Source organism: Enterococcus sp. GPZ-007, from assembly GCF_059374735.1.
In genome coordinates, this window is sequence record NZ_JCAFYN010000004.1 from 73,482 (window position 1) to 96,166 (window position 22,685).

The window sequence follows — 22,685 nt, forward strand, 5'->3', positions numbered from 1 at the left end:
TTTATTTTCCTCCCTTTACTCTGATCGGTCGAAAATGTAGAAAGACGCTAGTCATTCCGACTACCAATAATACTGCAGAAGCGATTAGAATGATACGCATCGCTTTGGTGCCACCAGTGAATGGCAGTTCCGTTTGACCATTATCCGCTACATGAACGATCGCGATATAGTTATATGTCGGAACTTCCACTTCAATCGGATTTTTTAGTAATTCAAACCCTTCTGGTGCTTTTGTTTCAACAATCGTATAGAATCCTGGCGGTAAGCTAACAAATTCTAGCCATCCATCGCTTCCTGTAGCCACAGGACTACCGATTTTATTTTCATCCTTGATCGTATCAGGATCGTCTTTCTTTCCTTTGTACAATTGAAACTCAGCACCTTCCAGTGCATTGGTAGTGCTTGCTTCGATTTCCCCGGGTTCTAATGTTCCGCTATCATCAATATCAATGACCGACCCTTCTTCATATTTGAAAAGACGAATTTTCGATAAACGTGTTAATCCAGCGTTGACATCAGTGATGTGACTTACCTTGTCTGTACCTGTCAAAAGCGCTGGTAAATTAGCCAGTTCTGGATGTTTATAGAATGGCGTACCATCATCGTTAGTTTCTGGTGTCTTGAAATTATCTGGATCTGCCTTTGAGTTTAATGCTGGATTGCTTCCGACTAATTGTTTTGTAATGACTGCAATCTTCTTTGTCACTACAATATCACCCACCATGAACTCAGCAATGTATTCCCCTTCAGGCAAATTCCCAAATTTGTATTTCCCATCTGCGCCTGTTTTGATCAACGAATCACCAGAAACATTAATGAATTTCTCTCCCGTTAAGCTTTCTTCCACAAGTTCTTTCACATAAGATGAATCTTTTTGACTAGTTCGATACAACTTCACAGGAATATTTCCAACGGGATTTTCAGTTGGATCAATCAATCCATCATAATTATCGTCATACCAAACGTATCCAGTCAGATCACGACCATAGACTCGCGTCCAGAACGTTTGCGAATTAACCGGAAGATTCAAATCAGAATTCATTGAAGCATTGTTTACTAGAACATCTCCAGCTTTTTGCCCAGTAGGTTGAATCTTTACTGTCAATTCGACCGATTTCCCAATTTTTAATGGTTTATCTTTATCCTTCCTAGTAACCAGGATAGATTTTGCATCCTTGATGGCTTCTATCGGTGTGGTTCCAGGTATATAGTTCGTCCAACCAGAAATGCTCATCGGATCTGTTGTTGCTGGGTCAACTGAACTATTAGAAAATGAAATACTTGCATTCTCATCATCTACAAAAATCTCTTTGACAATATAATTACCACTTAGACTAGTTCCTCGACCATCCCCGTTATAAGGTAAAACTTCTAACAATCTGGCATTAGGTATGTCTGATGCACTTTCATTCAACATTTTTATTTTATAAGTAATAGATGTATCCTCACCTGAAGGTCGCGGATCATTATCCCCTACTTCAATCAATGGTTTATCTGCGTCTTTACTTAGAATAATTTGTTGGACGAGGTATTCAATGAATGTGTCAGAAGATGACCGCAAAATTTCTTTTGCTGTATCCTTGATACTAGGATCATCAGAAATCCACATTTCTCCCACAGTCTTTACTTCTAAGGAATTAGTATAACCTGTGTCCTTAAAAGATAATTGTGTGATATCTGATGTTGTTGAAAAATTAACTTCTACCCCAGTATTTAGTCTCCCACTATCATTTGAGATATCTGTAAATGTCCAACGTAGTGTTGTTGTTCCATTTCCATTAGTTGTAACAATAGGATCGGGTAGAGAATTACCCACAGCATCTTTCGATGACCCAGGTTTATAATGAATCCCCTTTGGTAAGGTGGTATTTAATGCACAGTCATATTCTGTTTCAGGACTCCCCTTAAACGTTCCGGTCACAGTGACCTCGATATCTTCATTTGTTTGATAGAGAGATTTTTTTACATCTGTTTTTGTTGTAATACCAAATGGTTGAATATAAAGTGATTCCCCTATCCAATTCCAATATTCATTCGGATAGGAAATCGGGTTACCAGATGAATCAAATATTGTTGGTTTATATTGTTCAGTTGTCCCTGCATAGGGAATTTGCATTATAATCCCCTTATTACTATTTAAAAATTGAGTAGCTCCTAGCAAAGCTAAAGGGTTTCCAGCAGGACTTTTATCCCCAGCCTCTCCAATCACTTTTACGGGAATTGCTGGGAAAACTCTTCCTTTAGTAACCGTGTCTGCTTCGGGATAACAGTCATAAAGTACAGCTCCAATTGAACCTGCCAACTTTGCAGATTCTGGAGTATCATACCAATTGTAATCCCCTACCTGGGCATCCAATGATTTAACAATTCTCGTATACGGAGGTGAAGTATTTGCAGATTTAGATACTCCGTAACGAAAAGATTCTTTCGATATTTCGAACTCCCCTATCGTATAAGAAATGGATTCGGCCGAAAGATCATACTCAAAAGCACTGGGATCCCACATCAATAGTTGCTTGATTTCCCCAACCAAAGGATCACTTGTTATAGGAAATGCCCCCATGTAAACGCGGCTTCCTTTAGTTAATTGAACACTCCCAGTATTAATATCCATTCGCCCTTGAGAATTTATCCCCACAATATTAGTCGATTCTTCGCTAACTCTTTGGTATACAGTGGGTCCCCCAGCATATGCTCCCGCCCCTGTAATAATCGTAGGATAAGTAATACTTGATTCACTTGGGCTAGTAATCCCATCATAAGTAACAGATTCAATATAAAAAGTATTGTCATAGCGACTCCACCCTTGGCTGTTTGCATAACTCTGCGTTAAGCTACTATCCCAACCGAATACTAATTCTAAACTGGAAAAACTTTTAGCAGTTGCCTCCGGGGTACGTTTTCCCGTCATGTTATAGGTATAAGGATTTAAGGCACCGACATAATTCGTATTCTTCATCAATGTCCCGTTATAATCATCCGTTAAACCGCCACTGAATGTACCAGAATCATAAACCCCTATTTCTGAAAGGTCTCCGCTTGGCTGCGAAGTATGGATTTGTTGTGTTTTTGCATGTGGAATATCTAATGGTTCACTAAGTTGATCAACATTCACTGTTGCATTTTTAGTCCATGGTGCAGCAGTACGGTCTTTATACGCAGGTGCGAATCCAAATACACTAGCTCGATAATATTGTCCCGTAGACATATTTTGTGCTGGGTTGCTACCAATTTGGTAAGTTCCTTTTTGTTTGATCGTATAGCTAATTTCACCACTTGGAAATGTTGAACCACGATAATCCCCTGTCGAACGTTCCGGTAAAGAATATAGCGTAGTCACTACTCCCATATTCAAAGCTTGGACATATCCATTATTTATACCAATTAACTGACTTGACGAAACTTCACCCTTAACTAGCTGAACCTTCACAGAAGGCTTTGCTGACACTGTTGTTTCTGGAATCGTTAATTTTGATAGATCAGATTCTTCGTAAACTTTGTTAAACTCTTCTACTTCTCCAGTCTCAACGTTAATTGCTTCCACGATTTCAAGTTTGATCGTCGGTTTCAGTTTTTTCCCATGTGGAGAACCATACACATTCATAAAAATTGGCACAAATACTTGACCAGTATCACTGATAATGGATTCCATGACGCCTTCTGAATACTGTGCACCTGTACCGCCTGTTTTATCAATGTATGTTCCATTCGCAATTTCCGCATTAGTTCTGGGAACGCCATCAATGACTTCCACTGCATTGTCAAGATTCGCGATTACACGATATTTGATGTTTGTATACTTTTTCGTCAATTCCTTATTTTGAATAGAGAATGAAACTAAATAACTGACCTGGTCAAAAGAACGAACGATATCGTTGTTCTCATCTTTATCATGTCCGGCTGCATTATCACTATCAAAAGTCGAAGTTCCTGTTTTTACAGACAGATTCACATCTCGTATAATAATCGGAACATCGGATTTAGTTCCCTTAACCTCTTTCGTTGCCTTACTTGTTGTTAATAGCTTGGGTTTCATCAAAGAGTCTTCTGGTTCATACTTAGCTTTTAACAGTTTCTCCAAAGAAGCATCTGTTTTCTTTGTCTCTACCGCATGAACGTACTTGTAGCTTTCTGGCGATCCTAACTCAGGCAGTTTCGTTTCTTCTTTATCGCTATCTTTAGATGTATCTTTTTCAGATTCATCTTTTGTTTCTGCTTTTGAGTCTGTTGTTTCATTTTTCTTTTCTGAGCTAGCCTTTGTACCCTCTTGTGTTTTTTCTTCGGATGTTGTGGTGCTCTTTGTCTCCTGTTTTTTCGTCTCTTCTGATTTCTCAGTTGATTCAGAAGTTTTCGTCGACTCCTGAGTTTTTGACTCTTGTGTTTCTTTTTCTTCCTGTTCTTGACTAATCGAAGCTTTTTCTGGTGCTTCAGATGAAACAGATTCTACCAAAGCTTTGTTTAAAGACTCAAATTCAATGAGTTGTTGCACGCGATTTTCATCATCCACTTTTGAAAACTCTACATCCACTTTTTCTGAGGTATGTCTTTGAATTTCTAGCCACTGTTTTTGATCTTTTTCAAACTCAAAATATAGAGATCCTTTTGCTTCACTTTTCATCACTCGGATACAAGCGACTTTCTTTTCAGGCTTTTTATCCTCACCCTCGTAAAAGTCTTCTGTATCTTCCTTCATCTTTTTAAATGTGTCAGATACTTTGTCTGAAGGTAGCGTCTCCTTATGATAGATAGGAATCGATAATTCTTCTTTTTTCTCGTTTAATACTTTGACTGAGAAATTTTCATCGTACTTCAATTCAAGGATGCCATCTTCTTTAGCAGTCAATTGAATTTTTTCAGACTCTTTTCTTGTTTTAAAGTTTTCTACTTGTTTCCCTTCTTCATTTTCTACTTGTACTAAAGGGGTATCTAATGCCGCATTTAGTAAAGGACCAATGGAAGTAGCGATAAGTATCGCTACTCCCAAAAGAAGAGCAATGGGAAGAAGAACTGCGACTATTGGCTTTCTTTTGAATCTTTCGCGCATGGTCTGTCCTTCCTTTCTGTCCCATTTTTAAGCGTGACGACGTTTTTTATCAATTGCGATTGCTGCTGTACCGATCGTGATAGCTCCGATTGCGATGATCACTAGTAACATCGTGCCAGTGCCACCGGTGAATGGTAGTTTGGTTTCTGGTTCATTGACTACTGTCACTTCAATCGTGCTATCTTCATGTGTTGTCAATGTAACGGTAACATCTTGTGGTGTCTTCAATAGCTCATACCCAGATGGTGATTTCGTTTCCACTACCCAGTAAACTTTTTTAATGTCTGCTTCGTCCCAAGTTGCTTCAGAAGGGATTTCTGGATCTTGACTCGTGTTATTGCCAGACTCTGTATACCAGTCTAATTTCAATCCATCAAAGCGTGCTTCACCTGATGCATTTGAAGTTGAAGTTAAATAAGTCACTCCTGATGGCAATGGTGGAGTCGAAGTACCATCATCATTCAAAGTATATGAATTTCCATCTGATGCTAGATATTTCTTAGCCTTGGCATCGTCTTCTGTTTCTGCAATATGGAATACTGCTCCTGATAAGTCTGCGCCTGCTTTATCGGTCTTTTTAATGTCAAATCCACCATTGTAGTATTCAGGTTCATCACTTTCACTAGAGTCCGGTGTTCCACCAGGAAGTAAGTAATCAACCTTGTATTGGTTTGAGATCGTACCATTGTAATCTTTGTTTGCTTTTGTTTTATAGACAACTTTGATATGAGTATCTTCATCAAGACCTAATTTTTTCATACCATCTTTCGTTAAACTAACGACTACATCTTTCGTAGCACCTAAGGTTAAATCTTCCACGTCATTTCCAGGAGCGATCGTTGTTGCTGCCCCACCACCTGAACCTAAAGTAACCGTATACTCATCTCCATTTGTCAATAAAGTTGGCGTTCCATCTGCCGCAAGTGCGTAGACTTCAACACCTTCTAACATAAGATCTGCACTGATACTATCGCTTACTCTGAAGTAAGAAGCGTAAATCTCGTCACCAATTGAAAACGCTTTATCTGATGTAGCTCCTGTATCTGGATCAACATAATTTTTAATCGTCATATTTTGTGTAGCAACTGCATACAGACCTGAAGGTAACTTCGTTGTTGCTTCCCAATGGAACGAATTTCCAGCTTTAATAGAGAAGCCTTTTCCGCCTTCAACAGTCTTATCTAATTCAGTATTTGAAACAATATTCTTAGGATACACATGGACATCATAAATTAGTTTTCCAGTGTCATCGCGTTTTGTTTGTGGCAGATGAACAAAGAATGGGTCCATCGGTTTGGTAATTTTAATTCCCGTTTTTCCAGAAACAGGGTCTGTATAGGTATACAAATCTTTCCCATTTGCATCTACACCACTTGGCACTTCACGAACGATATAAATACCGTCTGCAAGCTTTTTATCAGACATCCCATTGCTTACATCAAAGACTAATTTACCACTTGAATCTGTAGATCCTGTATTGCTATAAGGATTCTCTGTTGCAACTTGCCAATGTGTTCCTTCTACTTGTTGTAAGGGATCTGTTAAATCCGCATTACCAATCGCTTCAACTTTAATGATTTCAAAGTTAACATCTTGCATCATTTTCTTTCCAGCAATATCGGGCGCTTGGCTTGGATCTGGGTTGATCCCGTCTCCACGCTCGCCTAAATCAGCCGAACTGTTGATTTCATATTTCCATAGGGTAATTTTCCGATCAGATGTATGATCGGATACAGGATTTGCACTAATATCTTGATCTACTGCATAAACCATTGGTGCTGCTCCAGCTCCAGCTGCCCCTAACATTGTCAGCACACCTAGAGTTAACGCTGCTTTACTTATCCATTTTCTCTTATTCTTCATAATAAACTCCTTTGCTTTTTTTGTTTTTTACTCCCAAATTAGATAAAATAAATAAGTGAGAAGAGGTTGCCGCCATTTTCTCAATTATTTATTTTTCCAATACCTGAATAAAATTCCTTTTTCTCTTTAGGTGGACTAATTTCATAATTTTTTAGCTGGTTATATCAATGATTTTGAGAGACAAAAATTTGTCTACCTCCCCAAAATCCTAACAAAATCGGTTTGAAATCAACTTTGTTTCAAAGAAATTGAGAAATATTACGATTTATCTCCCCATTGGTATTACACGGTTTCATCTTTCATAGAGAAACAGTAAGAGAAATGACTTTATTGTCACTTTTAAGGATTTATGAAATTAGCTCAGGTATTGGGAATTAATAAGAAATTAGTATGTCTGTCCCTCGATAAACATACCTCCTTTCAAAGTTTGCAATAAGTTAATTTAATTAGTTATCTTTTCTAGTTCTTACTTATCTAGAACACATTTTTTGCCTAGTCTTGTAAAAAACTAGAAAAGGTCTGGGGATGCCTATATTTCAAGGAATCTCCAAACCGTTTGACGACGAATGACGGCTTATTCTTTTTTGAAAACCTACACCCATGTGATTACCAGGAAAAATCAATTTTTCATGAATAGAAAAGCACCTGTACAGAAAAACGCCACCTTAAGTAAGCGCTTACCTAATAATTGAAAAAAGAATACCCGAAAATTCTATTTCTTAAAAAAAAATTAACTTATAAAGCAGTCTAAATCATCAATTACTTGATAGCGCTGCTCTAGCATTGCATCTACATATGTATCTAAAGTCATTTGAGTGGATGCATGCCCTAAGATTGCACTTACCGATGGAATATCTTTGTTCGCTTCCAAGCAACGTGTTGCAAAAGTGTGGCGTAGTTGATGAAAATGAATGTGTAACAAACCCGCTTTCCTCCGAATTTGATGAAAATGGTAAGTGAGTAAGCGCGGTTCACAAGGTTGACCATTTGTTGAAAAGACAAAAGCACCCTTTGAGTGTTTACGATGAGTTAATAATAGTTTTTTTAGTGTCTTGCTCATTGGAATTATTCGAACAGACGCGTCTGTCTTTGATTCTGTTAGAACCAATTGCGTTTTTCTCTGTTTGTTTAAAATTGAGATTCTTTGGTAAGTATGATTAACATTAATCAAGTTTGCAGTAAAATCTATATCAGACCATTTTAATGCAGCAATTTCACCAATCCGCATCCCTGAATACAAGGCTAATAATGCTGGGATGCCATATCCCTTCTTTTCCTTTGCAGCAATCGCCATTACATTCTTTTGTTCGGACAAAGATAACGCTCGAACTTTCCGCTGTTTCTTTTTTGGAATTTTTAGTTCAGAAAAAGGATTAACATTGATTTTTCCAAGCTTTTTTGCATGATTAAGACACTTATTTAGTATCCGGAAAATAACTTGAATTGTTGAATTTGCCAATTTCTTTTGCAAGTCTGCTAGCAATTTTTTTCCTGTCTCAATCGAGAGTTCATTTAAAGAAATATCTCTGATTATCGGAAAAACATAGGTGCATATTTTATAATAATAGCTAGAAAATGTAGATGGTTTTACCTCACTTTGCACCTCATTGAACCATTCAATCGTCCATTCCTCAAAAGTCTCGGCAGATGATCCTTGAATTTGCTGCAACGATTGATACTGTAGACGAAGAGGATACAATTTCTGCTTCACTTCACTGTAGCTTTTTCCATATATATATCCATACTTTATCCTCCCATTGAATTTTCGACCTTTTGGGTATCTTCCCTCCCAGCGACCATCTTTTCTTAGATAAATATTTTCACCTTTACGCATGTAAAATTTCCTCCTATTTGACGGCCTAACAGACGGCTCAATTTTCGTATTTACTGTCTCCTATTTGTATTTTGAAAAAGAATAATCTTACTTATGATACTTATCTTTATATAAAATAATTATTTTAGTGAACCATATTGCCTATTAATAATTAATAATATAATTGAAACATAAAATATTTTTGATATATCAAACAAATAAGTTATTTTGCATTGTTTAACTATTGGTATTTCTAGTTTTTTACAAGACTAAGTAAATATTCTTATTTCACAAAAAAAATAAAGGCATCTTTTCTAAAAGAGAAAAGATGCCTTTATATTATATAAATAAATCATATTAATTTATATTATCATCGAAAAATAAAATAGTTATTATATAACAATCCTATTGTCAACAAATATAAAAAACATCATATCCGAAAAAAACTGTTTATGCACTTAAATGACATCAGACTTAGCGTAAGCGTCTTCTAAATCTTACCATTAGAATAAGTAACTCTGACCTTTTCAGATTCAGTATAAAAAAGTACTATCCATTTACTAGAGATAGACAGTTTGATTCAACATGACCATCTGAATGAGCTTTGCTTTTGATTGTTTTAATGACTAATAAGAACAAACAATCGTCCATTCAAAATTAGATGTGATCCGTAGCAAATCGCATCTTCTCATCCAAAACTCCATCATTTTGTCCACATGTTTCTAAGTAAAGCTCACTTATAGTCTAGTTCAACCTTATATGCTTTATAGGCGCCCCGAAACATAAGAGGAGAATAATAACAAGTTCAAAAAAATGTAGAAAAGAATGATGAGTCGTTTGATACAATCGTATCTCTATTGCTTGTCTAGCTACATTGACGCAAGATAAGCTCCTACATGAGAGTACCATTTTTTCCCCTATTTAAGCCTCAAAGAACGTTTTATTTTTTTCTTTTTCAAGTCTGGCCATCACCCAAGTAGACTCAAAAGAATCGGAATCGCGTTTCCTTGATCGCTCGGTATTTTGGTCTCACGACTGGATCACCATTCACGAGATCCTTTGCCATTTTCTGCATGTCTTCTACCATTTTTTTCCCGCCAATTTTGTGAATCTCTTTATACGCCTCTTTCATGTAAAAGTTTCGCTGTCTCAGGCCATGAGCATCAGAAGCGACCATAAAGAGCATCTGGTGTTCCAGCATGCGTCTAGCTGTCCACTGAATCTCGTCGCCGAATACTCCTACAATACTAGGTGCTGTCAATTGTGTCAGCACACCCATTTCAAGAAACGGCAGCAGCTGATTAGGATCATTGCGAAAGATCCAATTTCGTTCAGGATGGACGATCACTGGGACATGCCCTTGTTTCAATAAGCTGTAAAAGACTTCCGTTGTGTATAGCGGGATTTCATGCGTCGGTAACTCAACTAATAGATAAGTGTTGCCCAAATCTGTAAATAGGAGCTCTCCCCGCTCGATTTCCATCAAAAGGTATTCCGTCAGTCGGACTTCCTGTCCTTCCAGCAGAGTCAAATTCAGCCCTCTGCGATCAATTTCCTGCTGCAAAGACTCGACGTGCTGAATAATCTCGTCGGCTGGATTATTGTATTTTCCATTGTTGTGATGAGGCGTACACATTAGATGTGTAATTCCCTGACTGATTGCCTTACGGACCATTGCTAGACTTTCTTCCAAGTTTTGTGCACCATCGTCTACACCTGGCAGAACATGACTATGTAGATCAATCATTTACCCTTCACTTATTTCCTTCCGTCCCATAATAATAGTAGGAGGCCTCTCCTTGTTTTTTACCGTTGTAGATGACACCGAGAATTTTCGCTTGAACCATCTCCAATGTTTTTTTTGCTTCCAGGATTGCTTGCTTCTTCGTAGCCCGTTCCCGAACGACTAAGATCGTTCCATCGACATAAGCCGACAAGATCTGTGCGTCGGTCACTGTAACCACCGGCGGCATATCAAAAATCACCAAATCAAATGACTCTTCCAAAACCCCTACCAAATCCTGCATTTTTTGTGATCGCAGCAATTCAGATGGATTCGGTGGTGTCGGCCCACTAGGCATCAGATAGAGATTTTCAGTCGCTGTCTCGACCAGTCGGTTGTTGATAGATGTGTTTCCATGCGTCAGATATGCGCCTTCATGATGAAAGCTGCCGCTAGTTGAATTTTCTTCTGTCAAATAATTACTCAGGCCATTCACATTGGGAACTTTGAAGCTCAAGGCCACACTGGGTCTCCTCAAATCAGCATCAACCAACAGCACGCGGCTGCCAGTATTCGCAAATACGATCGCTAGATTTGCTGCCGTGGTGGATTTTCCTTCTGAAGGGCCGGAAGAAGTAATCACTAAAGATTTTATTTTCTTATCGGCAGAAGAAAATTCGATATTGGTACGAATCTTCCGATATTGCTCTGCTGCCGTAGAAAAAGGGTTGATTGAAGCAATCAAATCAACCGGATTGATCATTTGTTTTCTTTTTGCCATCTATGTCCTTCTCCTAATCCTCAATAACTCATTTCTCAAACACGTTTGCGTTTACGTGAATTCACTGTTCGCGCTTGGATCATTTGCGTGTCTTCCTGCGGCTTCACTATGATTCCTCGATTGTCGAATAGTTCTTTTTTACTAATTTCCGAAACTTGGCCTAGAATAGGCAGCTCCAGAACCTCCGCGATGAAGCGCTCATCCTTCACTGTTTTATCTAACAGCTCGATCAAAAACGCGAGACCCACACCCAACATCATGCCTAAGACCGCACCAATCAACAAATTCAGTTTATTATTCGGAAAGATTGCTTTGGAAGGAACGAACCCTTTTGAAGTGATCGTCACTTTACTTACCTCCAGCACGTCCTCCGCTTTTTTCTTGAATATCCCCGCGGTTACATTCGCGATCGTAGCCGCTTTTCGCGGTTCAGGTGACTTCGCGATAATTCGGAACATCTGTGAATTTTGAGCCTGCTCCACTTCGATGATCTCTTTTAGCTCACTGTTACTGTAGGTATACTGATACTTTTTTTGCAGTTCCTTTTGGACAGCATCAATAACGATATCGCCTTTGATCATGTCTTTATATGTATTGATCAGCAGTACATTCCCATTGATATCATTTTGTAAATTAGTCGCAGTTCCCTCCGCTTGTTTGTTCTGCACGATCAGCTGCGCTGCTGAATCATAGATCGGGGTAAGCATGAAAAAGGTGACCCCAGCTGCCAGTCCGATCCCGGCAATTGTGGTCATAATGATCAATAATGCCTTCTTTTTTAAGATTTGAATTAATTCTACTATGCTGATTGTCTCTTCCATCACTTTTCTCCTCACTAACGAATCTTAACTATTTTTTTGTGGCGAAGCCTTTCACTGATAAGTACCAGTAAGATCGCTACGACAGTGGCTATCCCCCCTGCAACGATAAAACTCAAATCAAATGCTGTGACATAACTTGTTACAAAACGATACAAGCCCTCCGATAAAATTCCTAACCGATTGATCACACCGCTAAAATAAATAGCTGCCGGTAATACGATTAACATCAAGCCTGCTCCAAAAAAAACAATGCTGCTCCAACGGATCCGTTGATGCTTCATTTTGACCATCAGGAGCAATCCCAAGAAGATAAATAGAGAAGCCACCGCTACAAGAATCAAAATCAAGTTTAGCGACGAGCGAAAGCTCATCACTTTTTTTCCATATTCCAGCAGATATGGAATCTCAATATAGGCAGAATAATTCTTTGTCGCACTTGCCGCCAAATTATCCAAATTACTTTTTGTCCCTTCATCGATCGTGTAATTCTTTTGTTTCGCATACTGATCAACATTTTTGAGAATATTCTCTTTGATCAAGCTTTCTCCCTGAATCTTAAAAGGAACTTCTTGATAGATACTCCGAATATAGTTCTCAACATTGGATGAGACTGTCTCTTTAGGAACGACATCTGCCAAGACTTCAGGCGGAATGTTACTTCCCCGACCTAAGTCTTGAATGCTTTCTGTCATGTCCTTACGAATCGTCTCGACATAGCCCGAACGGCGGACCTGCTGGATCATAAAGTTCTGATTGAATAAGGTCAGGCGGATACAAATCAACGCACTCGTAGCGAAAAGAAGCAAGGATCCGATAAAGGCCAATATCCATCTGGGAATATTTCGTTTCATATGATTCATCGTCGTTGCTTCCTCCTAAATCCATTTCGCTTGATTTTTTACTATTCGTTCATGATAGCCTACTCATTTCCATTGATCATTGGCCCAGAGACATACTCTCCGATGGCGAATAAACGCTCGTTGGTTAAACCTAGACTGTCAATCGGATAACAGGTATAGAGAATCAATCTCCGATCATTTCGTTGATAGATCATCTCATTAATTTCTTTATCCTTCTTATCTCGCACTTCTAATTGATTGATGCGGTAAACATAGTTTCCATAGGTGGTCTGAAGCGTGACCTCATCTCCGATCTGAGCAGCACCCAGCTTGCCAAAATCATCGACATTGTGTCCGCCAATCAGTGTGGTCCCCAGCTCACCAGGGTAGACGGACCCCATAAATTGTCCCGCGCCTTGACGCAGTATCTCTTCGGTATCTCCAAAATATAAAGGAACATTCAATTGCAGTTTTTCTATCTTCACTTTCCCGTACAGCTGGCCACCCAACGGATAATCGATCTTACTCGAGGGCAGCTCATTCTTTTCGTTCGTAGCAACTTTTTTATTGTCCACAGCCGTAAACGACTGTTTCGTCGTCTCAAAGTTAGGGGTATCTGTTAATAAGAATAGTTGGATAGAAGAAGTGACAAATTGTATGACAGGTCTTCCTATTACATAAATCAAAGAATAGCCGATAACCAGAAAGACGATTGGAGCGATCATCGTCACTCCAATCCTCTTCAATCTTGAAGACCTAGGCAAACTTCTTACGTCCTACTACAAATGCACCTGCTGCAACAAGTAATAAGCTTGCGAAGGAAATCGCGCTAGACAAATACGTCATCCCTGTCTGTTTCACAGCACCACCTGAAGTGTAAACTGTGCTACTGGAGCTTTTTGACCCAGCAGAACCAGAGCCCGGCTGAGTAATAGAATAGCCTCCAGGGTAGAAGGTAATTGTCAGCCCAAGGGTATTCGCCGCTTTGGTGATCATATCCTTCAATTGGTTCTTAGTGTTCAGCGGCAACGCCTTAATCAACGCTTCGATCGAATTGATGTTTGATACATCAAGACCTGACGCTTCAACTAAAGCACGAGCACTCTGAATCTGTTCAACCACCACATTCACCTTATCCGCAGACACATCATTCTGCTTCAAGAAGTTCTCTGCCTGTGCACGTTCTGCTGCGCCAATGTTAAACGTCTTCCCGCCGACAGTGACACCTTTGTCCAGCTCCGACAAAATTCTTTGCTCATCGACTGTAATGGCACCGTCTGCCTGAGCACTAGGCCCAACAAACAAAACCACCGCGATGAGTGCAATGAACCCACTTACAATTTTCTTCATCTACAAACCTCCTTTACTAAAAAATGGCAAACAAAATAATCATCGAAAATAATATTTTCCGATGATATAAGTATACTTTTTATCATTTTAAAAGACAACATGTTTTATTATTTTGTTCAAACACACTAAAAATGCAGATGAATTAATAAAACTTATTAATAATACGTAACAAATTATTTATTTAGCGTTAGAAGATCAAACACCCTACTGAAAAATTATAAAAGCCGGAAAGTTAACTTTCCGGCTTCCTAATAAGCAATTATAAATATCAAAATAGTTTTTCTACAAGTAAATAAAAGATTAGTCATTTTTTTTAAGTCTTTTATCTTATACCTGATTACAGTTCAGATACCATCCGAATTCATTTTATTGTTTCTGAGTACTAAACTAAAAGCTAGTTTAATTGAGCTTTCAGCTCATCCTGCACACGCTTCAACTCGGTAGGATCAATACGTTGATAAGAAACGCCATCTTGCATAAAGCCTTCACCCTTCATCTGATCAGACTTGATATTGCCAAAGGCTCCTCGATAATCCCCCATCAAGTTCCGCATATCCGTGAAGCTCAGATCCGTTTTCACGTTCTCACCCATTGTTGTCAAAATCGATTGATAGTTGGTTAACCCATTCGTACTAAGCACCTTTTTAGAGACACCAGTAATAATCTGACGCTGCCGTTCTTGCCGACCATAATCCCCATTCGGATCATCGTAACGCATGCGAGAATACTTCAGCGCTAATTCCCCATCAAGCTGCTGAGAACCTTTAGGAAAAGTAGTGCCTTCATACGTAAATTCAAAAGGATTATTGACCTCAATCCCACCAACCGCATCAACTAAGGCCTCAATGCCTTCCATGTTGATGGTGATGTAATGATTGATCGGAATATCCAGCAATTTCTCCACCGTATCCATCGACATCGCTGCACCGCCAAAAGCATAAGCATGATTGATCTTGTCCTGCGTATTATGTCCAACGATCTCCGCATACGTATCACGCGGCAAGCTAACTAGTAACGATTCGTTCGTCGACGGATTTACCGTCGCAACCATCATCGTATCCGAACGCCCCTGCTCCGTTCGTCCCAGCGCACCAGTATCCACTCCCAAAAGCAAAATACTAAAAGGCTCCTGTTCAGACAGATTCACCTGCCGCTTCTCAGAACCGCTTCGCTTCACCGTCTCATAGGCACCATCCGCCGTAGACTTTACATCGTAATACATTTTCGCACCAACACCAACGATTACAAGAATGATCGTTAATAAGATTCCTAGTAACGTTAAGAAAATCTTTTTTGATCGACTTGTACGTTTAACACCCTGACGCTTACGCTTTTTCTTTTCGGACATTTGATCAACTCACTTTCTCCATTGATGATAAAAATGTAAATATGATTTTTTAGCGATATCCGTCATAGAAGTATTCGACTGTCCAACGCTTCCATCTTCTTTATGCCTAATAAAAATTTGGGGATAAAAAATAATTTTAATCTTTTTACTCATTGCCAATTGTCCGAGATGATCCTCCTCTGCAAATAAAAACATACTATCATCAAAAATTGGATATAGTGATTCAATGGCTTTCTTATGAAATATAATGAACGATCCATGACAAGAATAAACTCTAACTTTATCACGGGTAAACAAATTATATAGTTCTCGATAAAGGCGATTGATTGCTGCCCCTAATAAATAAATATATTTTTTTTCATTCTTGAGGCCGAAATACTGAAGGTAATCAATAATTATAGAATTTCTCGGTTTATAAGGATTTTGATTTTTATTTTTTAAATTTTGAATTTTAGGCGCAATTATTTTACATGAAAAGGATTCCTTGTTTTCTAATAATTTTTTTAGTCCATCTGGAAGAAAAAAAGTATCTGGATTACAGACAATTAAGTAATCGTATCGCAAATTGGCTTCGGCATACCTAATCCCTTGATTATTACCATATCCATATCCATTATTAGATACTGGTAAAAAAACATATTCTCTTTCTAAACAAAAATTTTTAATCTTCGAATCATCTATTTCGTCTGAAAAAGAATTAACTACGATCACTTCATGTAAATCGCTAACGTTCTCAATACTATTCGAAAATTTCTTTAGATCTTCAAATGATTTGTAACAAAGTATCACAAAAACAAAATTAGTTTTTTTCATAAATCCGCCTTCTTACTTTTCGCCATGAATGATAGGTCAAAACTCCTAATATTAAATAAGCAACAAAAAAAGATAAATAATATTGATAATCGTACTTTGAAAAATACACTGTTATGATTAAAAATAGAAAACTGATAAATAAATTAATAGTATTATATGCTTTCTCACTCAGGGCATCTAGTGGATTTCTTAAAAGCAGATATATTGAATTAGGTAAGATGGAAAAAGACATGCCTATTACTACATTTGAATATTTAATGTATTCCTTGGTAAATAAGATTTGTAAGATAACATCAGAAAAGAAGTAGAGACTCAGAATTAGAATCATACTACATAATATATATATTTTTGAAAGTAATTTAATTTTCAGTTCTATGTCCTCATAATTTTTATCAGCAACATTTTTACTTATATAAGGCAATAATACTAATCCAACAAAACGAAATAATGGCGTTACTATTGAATTTAGAGATAGTGCTGTAACAAATCCAGCAGTTCCTTCTATCCCTAACTTACTATTCATAATTATTATTGGGATAGTAGTAAAGGAAAAAAGAATAAACTCCCCAGGAACTCTTGGAAGTGAAAATCGTAAAACCTCAAATGTTATCCTTCTTACTAATTCTTTCTCTTTTTTGTGAACTAGATTAGTTGAATAACTATATGAAATTTTTATAATCAAAATGATAGAAAGCATTGTTAATACTGTTCCTCGCAAAAAAAGCATTGTTGCAGGACTATTTTTACTAAAAAAAATTAAGATAAAAGATATGACTTGTACAATTATTTGAGTGAAATTATATATATAAAACTTATCAATTCCGCGATAGTAAGAAAATATATATGTTGTAAAAGCTACACTGACTGCCATGAAAATTAGAGGCCAAAAAAAATATGCATATCCTTCATTACTAAATATGAGCCTCATAACGAAATCTTTAAATATAAATAGAATAGTTACTGTAACTATCGTTGCAATAAACATTATTCTTTTGGAGACTACAAAAAAAACTGACTCCTCTTTCTTTTTTCTTTTTGCTATGTAGTAAGGGAGATATCTTGGTAAAGTAATACCTAAACTTAAAACCATAACATATGCTATTACATTTGCCGATCTGTTCACAATATTAAATTCAGTGAATTTGATAGGACCAAGATAGTAGCTAATCAGCTTATTTGTCAAAAAAGCTAATAATAATACGACTATCTGTCCAAAAGTAGTGATAACAATATCATGTGCAAATGAACTTTTTTTAATTTGTTTTAAAATTCTCTTTCATCCTTTCTGTTTTGGAAGGTCCACCACAAATAAAAGTAGAATAATACAAAAACCACAAAATAACTAAAGTAACTGAAAATCGAAACAGTGAAAGAAAATAGAATGAAAGAACAAATCCCTAACAGAAATGTTTCTGCAAATCTAAAAGTATTTTCTTTTATAATAGAATACACACTTCGATTAGTAAAAAAACCTAAAAATAGGCTGATGATGGGAACTCCCACTATTGAATAATCGGTAATCAACCCTCTAAAAGCAGTAAAGACATTAGTGCTGACATTTCCATGACTATATATATCAGAAAACACTCCTTGATTTCTCTGAACCAAACCAAAAAAATTTGCTAGTCCTAAAAATGTATATGATCCAAAAGCAGGTTCTATATTAATCGCGTGATTTGTAAACCAAAAATCAAATGCTGGAACATGACCTAAAGCATAATTTGCAAATTTATTACGAACTATCTCTAAGGTTATTAAATCAAAACTACCTATCCTGAGCATCATTGATATAATTAACAAAATGATAATTAAGCCAATTGCCAACGAAGCCATTAAGATTTTTTTGGCATTAAACTTTATATATCTTTTATAAAACTTTAAATATCCTAAATAGTAACCTGAAACCCATAAAATGATACAACCCAATATTGTCGCTTTTGTATTCTCTGTTAATAAAATAAGAATAGGCGGAAAAAAAGCGACTATCGACATAATTTGGGATATCTTTGTTTTTGAAAAAGGATAAACATATCCTCCTATTGCACAAGAAAAGTAGACAAATACAAGAGAAAATTGAACCATTAAGCTATTCGATCCTATCTGATTATATCTATTTCGTGCTGCAGTTGTATTTACATTAACTAAAGTTTCAATATCCATCAAATTTATTAGTGAAATTCCATATTGTTTTATCAAAGTAATAGTGTAAAAAAAAGCAATAACCAATGATAAAAATTGTATCATTTGTGATTTTTTTTCATTAAAGGAACGATTCGAATTAGAAGTATGAACTTCCTTTTTTCCTTGGATAGAATATCCAAACACAAACATTAAGCATACAGTAAATATCCAAATTTCAGGATAAAAATTTAGTTTGATCTCTTTAAATAGCAATATCGATAAACTAATATTTATTGTCCAAAAAATACATAGCAAACTTGGAATAGACGAAAGCGTTTTTGAAAAGTATTTTGATATAAAAATACAAATTATCCCTAATAAAATCAAAGCGATGTTCACAATGCTACCTCCGTAAATGATAACTGTATCATAGTTTCCAATAATGAAAATTATTCTTTTCTAGTTCGGTTGAATTAAACAAATTCTTTATATCAATTAATATCTTAGACTTTGAATCAGAATACATCGTTCCTATTGAATCTAATGTAAGTTTAGTAAACTCATCGTGAGCGACTGCAAATAGCAAAGCATCAGCATTTTTAATATTTTCTATTGACTCTAAAGAAACTCCATATTCATTTATAGCTTCTTCTTCGTTTGCCCAAGGATCCACTATCATCGGCGAAATACCATACTCTCTCAATCTCTCAATGATGTCTATAACCTTTGAATTTCGTAAATCAGGACAATTTTCTTTAAACGTAAGTCCAAAAATAACGACATTAGCAGATTTCACCGGTTTTCCGCTTAGTACCAATTTCTTTATAAGTGAGTCCGCGACAAAACTGCCTATAGAGTCATTAATTTTTCTTCCAGATGAGATCAATTGAGACGTATAGCCCAAATTCTCTGCTTGATAAATAAAATAATATGGATCTACTCCAATACAATGTCCCCCAACTAATCCTGGACGAAATCCTAGAGAATTCCATTTTGTATTCATTGCATCAATAACTTCATTTGTATCTATTCCCATTTTATCAAATGCGATCGCTAATTCATTTACAAAAGCTATATTGATATCTCGTTGAGAATTTTCGACAACTTTTGCCGCTTCCGCAACTTTTATTGAACTAGCCTTATGAACCCCAGCATCAATTATAAGCTTGTATACTTCTGAAATTTCATCGAGTGTTGCTTTGTCTATCCCCGATACAATTTTAACGATTTTCTCTAATGTATGAATTTTATCTCCAGGATTGATTCTTTCAGGGGAATACCCTATTTTAAAATCACTTCCACATTTTAATCCAGACTCCTTTTCTAGAATTGGAATACAGATATCCTCAGTGGCTCCAGGATAAACAGTTGATTCATAAACGATAATTGAACCCTTGCTTAAGTTTCGACCAACAACTTTACTAGCACTAATTATTGGTGCAAGATTTGGGGTTTTATCTTGATTAATAGGCGTTGGCACAGCAATAATAAGAAACTTTGATTTTTTTAATTCTGTTTCGTCGCTTGTAAAATAAACATTCGCGTCTTTTATTCTTTCATTTCCTACTTCTTGGGTAGGATCTATGCCATTCTTATATTTATTCACCTTTGATTTATTATTATCAAACCCAATTACGTTCATTTTCTCTGAAAATGCAACTGCAAGTGGCATTCCAACATAACCTAACCCTATGACACTTAAAAACTCTTTCTTACTAAGTAAGCTATCAGAAAAAGACATAAAAAAACCTTCCTTTATTTTACTTTTGAAGTTAACTTTCCGATTTTAAAATAGAACTTCATATTGATTTTTTGTCATTGAAAAAAGATATGCATCATGGAACTCACCAAATTTATAGACATTTTCTTGTAAATATCCAGTTTGAATGAATCCATTTTTTTCATAGAATCTAATAGCTTTTAAATTATATGAAAAAACTTTCAAATACAATACGTTCAAACGCATTGTTTCAAAGATAAACTTCATAATTTCCTTTAGGGCAGCAGTTCCAATTCCAGAATTTCTAACCTTTTCTTCTCCAATAAGAATAGATAACATTGTATTTCCATTAACATAATCAATATCATGCAAACCTATTAATCCTAATGGAACCCCATCCTCTAAACATATTACAAAAAATCTATCATTTCCATTTTTTATGTTCTCAAACCAACTAACATGCTCTGACTCTGAAATAGGAAAAATTGTTCCGACTGAATCTCTTAATCCCTCATCTTTTTTCCATTCATAAATGATTTCTCGATCAGAATACACTAATCCTCTAAGAAAAATCTTCATTATTCTCTCCTTTAGAGTTCTCAATATTTATATTCTTTCTAGCTAATACAGTGTAGATAGTAGCAAAAATAATCTTGACATCTAAAATAAAAGAGTAGTTTTGAGTATAGTAAACGTCATTTTTAAATTTCTCAGATTGGCAAACAGAATTTCTAAAAAAGGCTTGATTATATCCAGTTATTCCTGGTCTGACTGATAATTTTTCCAACTCCTCATTATTATATCTATTAATTTGGTCTGGTAAATCAGGTCTTGGACCGACAAACGACATTTCTCCCTTTAACACATTCAGCAGTTGAGGAATCTCATCTAAACTTGTTTTTCTCAAAAATCTCCCTAATCTGGTAACTCTCTCATCTGAAGTAGAATTAAAAGTTGAGCCATCTGAGTTTCTTATATCTGGAACGTTTTCGTACATTGTTCTAAATTTTAGTATGGTAAATTTTTCCCCATATCTACCTAACCTCTGACTTAAGAAAAAAACACTTCCCTTATCATCCAAAACAACAAAAATAGATACAAAAATTACTAAAAAAAACAAAATGGGTAATAACAAAATGGAAAAAAATACATCAAGAAGACGTTTTACATATAATCTATACAAATAAAAACCTCCTTATAATCATTTGCTTATCGATTTTTGATAATAGTCTCGATATTATTCATCAATTCTTTATTTGTGTTATCTGAATTAAACATTTCTAGATATAATTTTCTTGCATTTTTTCTTTGATATTCTAACTTTTTAGGTTGTTTGTAATACTCTAAAATAATATCAGCAAGCTCATCTGAACTATCATAATACTTACCACATTCATTCTTTTCTGTTAAAATCCTCATCTCTCCATCCACCTCGACCAAAATGGGTAATGAAGCGGATAAGTATTCTCCAAACTTATTGGGCGTATTCATATTATAATTCACACTATTTATATATGGAGCTAATCCTAATGAAGAATTAGAAAGTAGACTTAATAATTTATCCTTCTCAATCCATCCGGAAAAAATGACGTTTTCAGTTGCCTTTTCTTTAATTTTTTCTAGGTATTCTCCAACACCACATAGTACAAATTTAATATCTTTGTAATCATAAAGCCTTTTTGCAGCTTGTAATATTTTATCGAATGAAAACTGTCTCCCAAAATTCCCTGTAAATGAGATAATAAAATCACTGTCTTGCAAGTCAAAATCTGACCAACTCTCACTGAAAAGTCTTTTATATTCTTCATATCTGTAATTTGGATACCCCATTCTAACCACAGCATCCGTTACTTTTTTCTTTCTATCGCATATTTTCAATCCAAAATCTAAGAAACCATCAGCCAATGCAGTCAATCCACTAGCATTTCTAAATGCATACCTAATTCTTTTTTTTGACCATGTACTATACAAACGCACAGGAAAATCTAACAACTTTGGTACTGCATCAGCGTATATATCAGGCCATAAATCTCTTATATCAATGATGTAAGGAATGTTATTTTTAATAGAAAATTCACTAATTTTTTTAACAAGCTCTAACGGTGTATTTCCAACCAAAATTATATCAGGGTGTTCGTCCTGTTCTTCCATCAAATTGACAATCTGTTTTGCAGCTTGTCCATGAAAAATTATTCTATCTACAGAAACATTTTTTTTGTATCCTGTAACTTTAGCTATTATTAATTCCAAATTTTTATTTAGCAAAATAGCCTTATCCGAGTTGACTCTTTGATTTTTTTCATAATGATTGAAAGACACTGAAAACCATTTCACTTTGTGCTCATTTGAAGCATATAGTGCAAAATTACCTTGCCTTCTTAAACGAACGTTTTTCCCGTCTATCGGTAATGGCTCACCGATCCCAATTATCCATATGTTCATGTAACAC

General features: G+C 36.1%; 17 protein-coding genes. All 17 read right to left on the reverse strand.

The features are described from left to right. Position 1: 1 nt before the first annotated feature. A complete protein-coding gene (locus tag AC4J95_RS04005; protein ID WP_494548702.1) occupies positions 2–5,044 on the reverse strand; it encodes a SpaA isopeptide-forming pilin-related protein in 5,043 nt (1,680 codons plus the stop codon). Positions 5,045–5,071: 27 nt separating this feature from the next. Beyond that, positions 5,072–6,907 (reverse strand): SpaH/EbpB family LPXTG-anchored major pilin, encoded by a 1,836-nt coding sequence (locus AC4J95_RS04010; RefSeq protein WP_494548703.1) that lies wholly within the window; start codon positions 6,905–6,907, stop codon positions 5,072–5,074. A gap of 730 nt (positions 6,908–7,637) precedes the next feature. Next, positions 7,638–8,741: a tyrosine-type recombinase/integrase gene (locus tag AC4J95_RS04015; protein ID WP_494548704.1), complete on the reverse strand. Its 1,104-nt coding sequence runs from the start codon at positions 8,739–8,741 to the stop codon at positions 7,638–7,640. A gap of 961 nt (positions 8,742–9,702) precedes the next feature. Continuing rightward, positions 9,703–10,467 (reverse strand): tyrosine-protein phosphatase, encoded by a 765-nt coding sequence (locus AC4J95_RS04020; RefSeq protein ID WP_494548705.1) that lies wholly within the window; start codon positions 10,465–10,467, stop codon positions 9,703–9,705. Between the two features lie 7 nt (positions 10,468–10,474). Then, positions 10,475–11,224 carry a CpsD/CapB family tyrosine-protein kinase gene (locus AC4J95_RS04025; protein WP_494548706.1) on the reverse strand — a complete coding sequence of 250 codons (750 nt, stop codon included), beginning with the start codon at positions 11,222–11,224 and terminating at the stop codon, positions 10,475–10,477. 35 nt (positions 11,225–11,259) lie between these two features. After that, entirely contained in the window at positions 11,260–12,045 is a 786-nt protein-coding gene (locus tag AC4J95_RS04030; protein WP_494548707.1) for a YveK family protein, read from the reverse strand. Positions 12,046–12,059: 14 nt separating this feature from the next. Beyond that, positions 12,060–12,905, reverse strand: a complete 846-nt coding sequence (locus AC4J95_RS04035) for a hypothetical protein (protein WP_494548708.1) — start codon at positions 12,903–12,905, stop codon at positions 12,060–12,062. Positions 12,906–12,964: 59 nt separating this feature from the next. Next, positions 12,965–13,609, reverse strand: a complete 645-nt coding sequence (locus AC4J95_RS04040; RefSeq protein WP_494548742.1) for a class D sortase — start codon at positions 13,607–13,609, stop codon at positions 12,965–12,967. Positions 13,610–13,640: 31 nt separating this feature from the next. Beyond that, positions 13,641–14,234, reverse strand: coding sequence for a hypothetical protein (locus tag AC4J95_RS04045; protein WP_494548709.1), 594 nt, complete (start codon positions 14,232–14,234; stop codon positions 13,641–13,643). 394 nt (positions 14,235–14,628) lie between these two features. Further along, positions 14,629–15,582 carry an LCP family glycopolymer transferase gene (locus AC4J95_RS04050; RefSeq protein ID WP_494548710.1) on the reverse strand — a complete coding sequence of 318 codons (954 nt, stop codon included), beginning with the start codon at positions 15,580–15,582 and terminating at the stop codon, positions 14,629–14,631. A gap of 9 nt (positions 15,583–15,591) precedes the next feature. Further along, the gene (locus AC4J95_RS04055) at positions 15,592–16,395 is read right to left on the reverse strand and encodes a glycosyltransferase family 2 protein (RefSeq protein ID WP_494548711.1); all 804 of its coding nucleotides are present in this window, start codon (positions 16,393–16,395) and stop codon (positions 15,592–15,594) included. Further along, positions 16,382–17,485, reverse strand: a complete 1,104-nt coding sequence (locus tag AC4J95_RS04060; RefSeq protein WP_494548712.1) for a lipopolysaccharide biosynthesis protein — start codon at positions 17,483–17,485, stop codon at positions 16,382–16,384. Before AC4J95_RS04060 ends, AC4J95_RS04055 begins: the two co-directional genes overlap by 14 nt. Before the next feature lie 173 nt (positions 17,486–17,658). After that, positions 17,659–18,915 (reverse strand): O-antigen polymerase, encoded by a 1,257-nt coding sequence (locus AC4J95_RS04065; protein WP_494548713.1) that lies wholly within the window; start codon positions 18,913–18,915, stop codon positions 17,659–17,661. 28 nt (positions 18,916–18,943) lie between these two features. Then, positions 18,944–20,257 carry a nucleotide sugar dehydrogenase gene (locus AC4J95_RS04070; protein WP_494548714.1) on the reverse strand — a complete coding sequence of 438 codons (1,314 nt, stop codon included), beginning with the start codon at positions 20,255–20,257 and terminating at the stop codon, positions 18,944–18,946. A 45-nt stretch (positions 20,258–20,302) separates the two neighbouring features. Next, entirely contained in the window at positions 20,303–20,815 is a 513-nt protein-coding gene (locus tag AC4J95_RS04075) for a GNAT family N-acetyltransferase (protein WP_494548715.1), read from the reverse strand. Beyond that, a complete protein-coding gene (locus AC4J95_RS04080; protein WP_494548716.1) occupies positions 20,799–21,419 on the reverse strand; it encodes a sugar transferase in 621 nt (206 codons plus the stop codon). Before AC4J95_RS04080 ends, AC4J95_RS04075 begins: the two co-directional genes overlap by 17 nt. 26 nt (positions 21,420–21,445) lie before the next feature. After that, positions 21,446–22,678 (reverse strand): glycosyltransferase, encoded by a 1,233-nt coding sequence (locus AC4J95_RS04085; protein ID WP_494548717.1) that lies wholly within the window; start codon positions 22,676–22,678, stop codon positions 21,446–21,448. Between the last annotated feature and the right edge of the window lie 7 nt (positions 22,679–22,685).

Excerpts from the sequence above, each read along its gene's own strand:
- AC4J95_RS04005 (WP_494548702.1), bottom strand. The coding sequence starts at position 5,044 with ATGCGCGAAAGATTCAAAAGAAAGCCAATAGTCGCAGTTCTTCTTCCC.
- AC4J95_RS04010 (WP_494548703.1), bottom strand. The coding sequence starts at position 6,907 with ATGAAGAATAAGAGAAAATGGATAAGTAAAGCAGCGTTAACTCTAGGT.
- AC4J95_RS04015 (WP_494548704.1), bottom strand. The coding sequence starts at position 8,741 with ATGCGTAAAGGTGAAAATATTTATCTAAGAAAAGATGGTCGCTGGGAG.
- AC4J95_RS04020 (WP_494548705.1), bottom strand. The coding sequence starts at position 10,467 with ATGATTGATCTACATAGTCATGTTCTGCCAGGTGTAGACGATGGTGCA.
- AC4J95_RS04025 (WP_494548706.1), bottom strand. The coding sequence starts at position 11,224 with ATGGCAAAAAGAAAACAAATGATCAATCCGGTTGATTTGATTGCTTCA.
- AC4J95_RS04030 (WP_494548707.1), bottom strand. The coding sequence starts at position 12,045 with ATGGAAGAGACAATCAGCATAGTAGAATTAATTCAAATCTTAAAAAAG.
- AC4J95_RS04035 (WP_494548708.1), bottom strand. The coding sequence starts at position 12,905 with ATGAATCATATGAAACGAAATATTCCCAGATGGATATTGGCCTTTATC.
- AC4J95_RS04040 (WP_494548742.1), bottom strand. The coding sequence starts at position 13,609 with ATGATCGCTCCAATCGTCTTTCTGGTTATCGGCTATTCTTTGATTTAT.
- AC4J95_RS04045 (WP_494548709.1), bottom strand. The coding sequence starts at position 14,234 with ATGAAGAAAATTGTAAGTGGGTTCATTGCACTCATCGCGGTGGTTTTG.
- AC4J95_RS04050 (WP_494548710.1), bottom strand. The coding sequence starts at position 15,582 with ATGTCCGAAAAGAAAAAGCGTAAGCGTCAGGGTGTTAAACGTACAAGT.
- AC4J95_RS04055 (WP_494548711.1), bottom strand. The coding sequence starts at position 16,395 with ATGAAAAAAACTAATTTTGTTTTTGTGATACTTTGTTACAAATCATTT.
- AC4J95_RS04060 (WP_494548712.1), bottom strand. The coding sequence starts at position 17,485 with ATGGTTTTAAGTTTAGGTATTACTTTACCAAGATATCTCCCTTACTAC.
- AC4J95_RS04070 (WP_494548714.1), bottom strand. The coding sequence starts at position 20,257 with ATGTCTTTTTCTGATAGCTTACTTAGTAAGAAAGAGTTTTTAAGTGTC.
- AC4J95_RS04075 (WP_494548715.1), bottom strand. The coding sequence starts at position 20,815 with ATGAAGATTTTTCTTAGAGGATTAGTGTATTCTGATCGAGAAATCATT.
- AC4J95_RS04085 (WP_494548717.1), bottom strand. The coding sequence starts at position 22,678 with ATGAACATATGGATAATTGGGATCGGTGAGCCATTACCGATAGACGGG.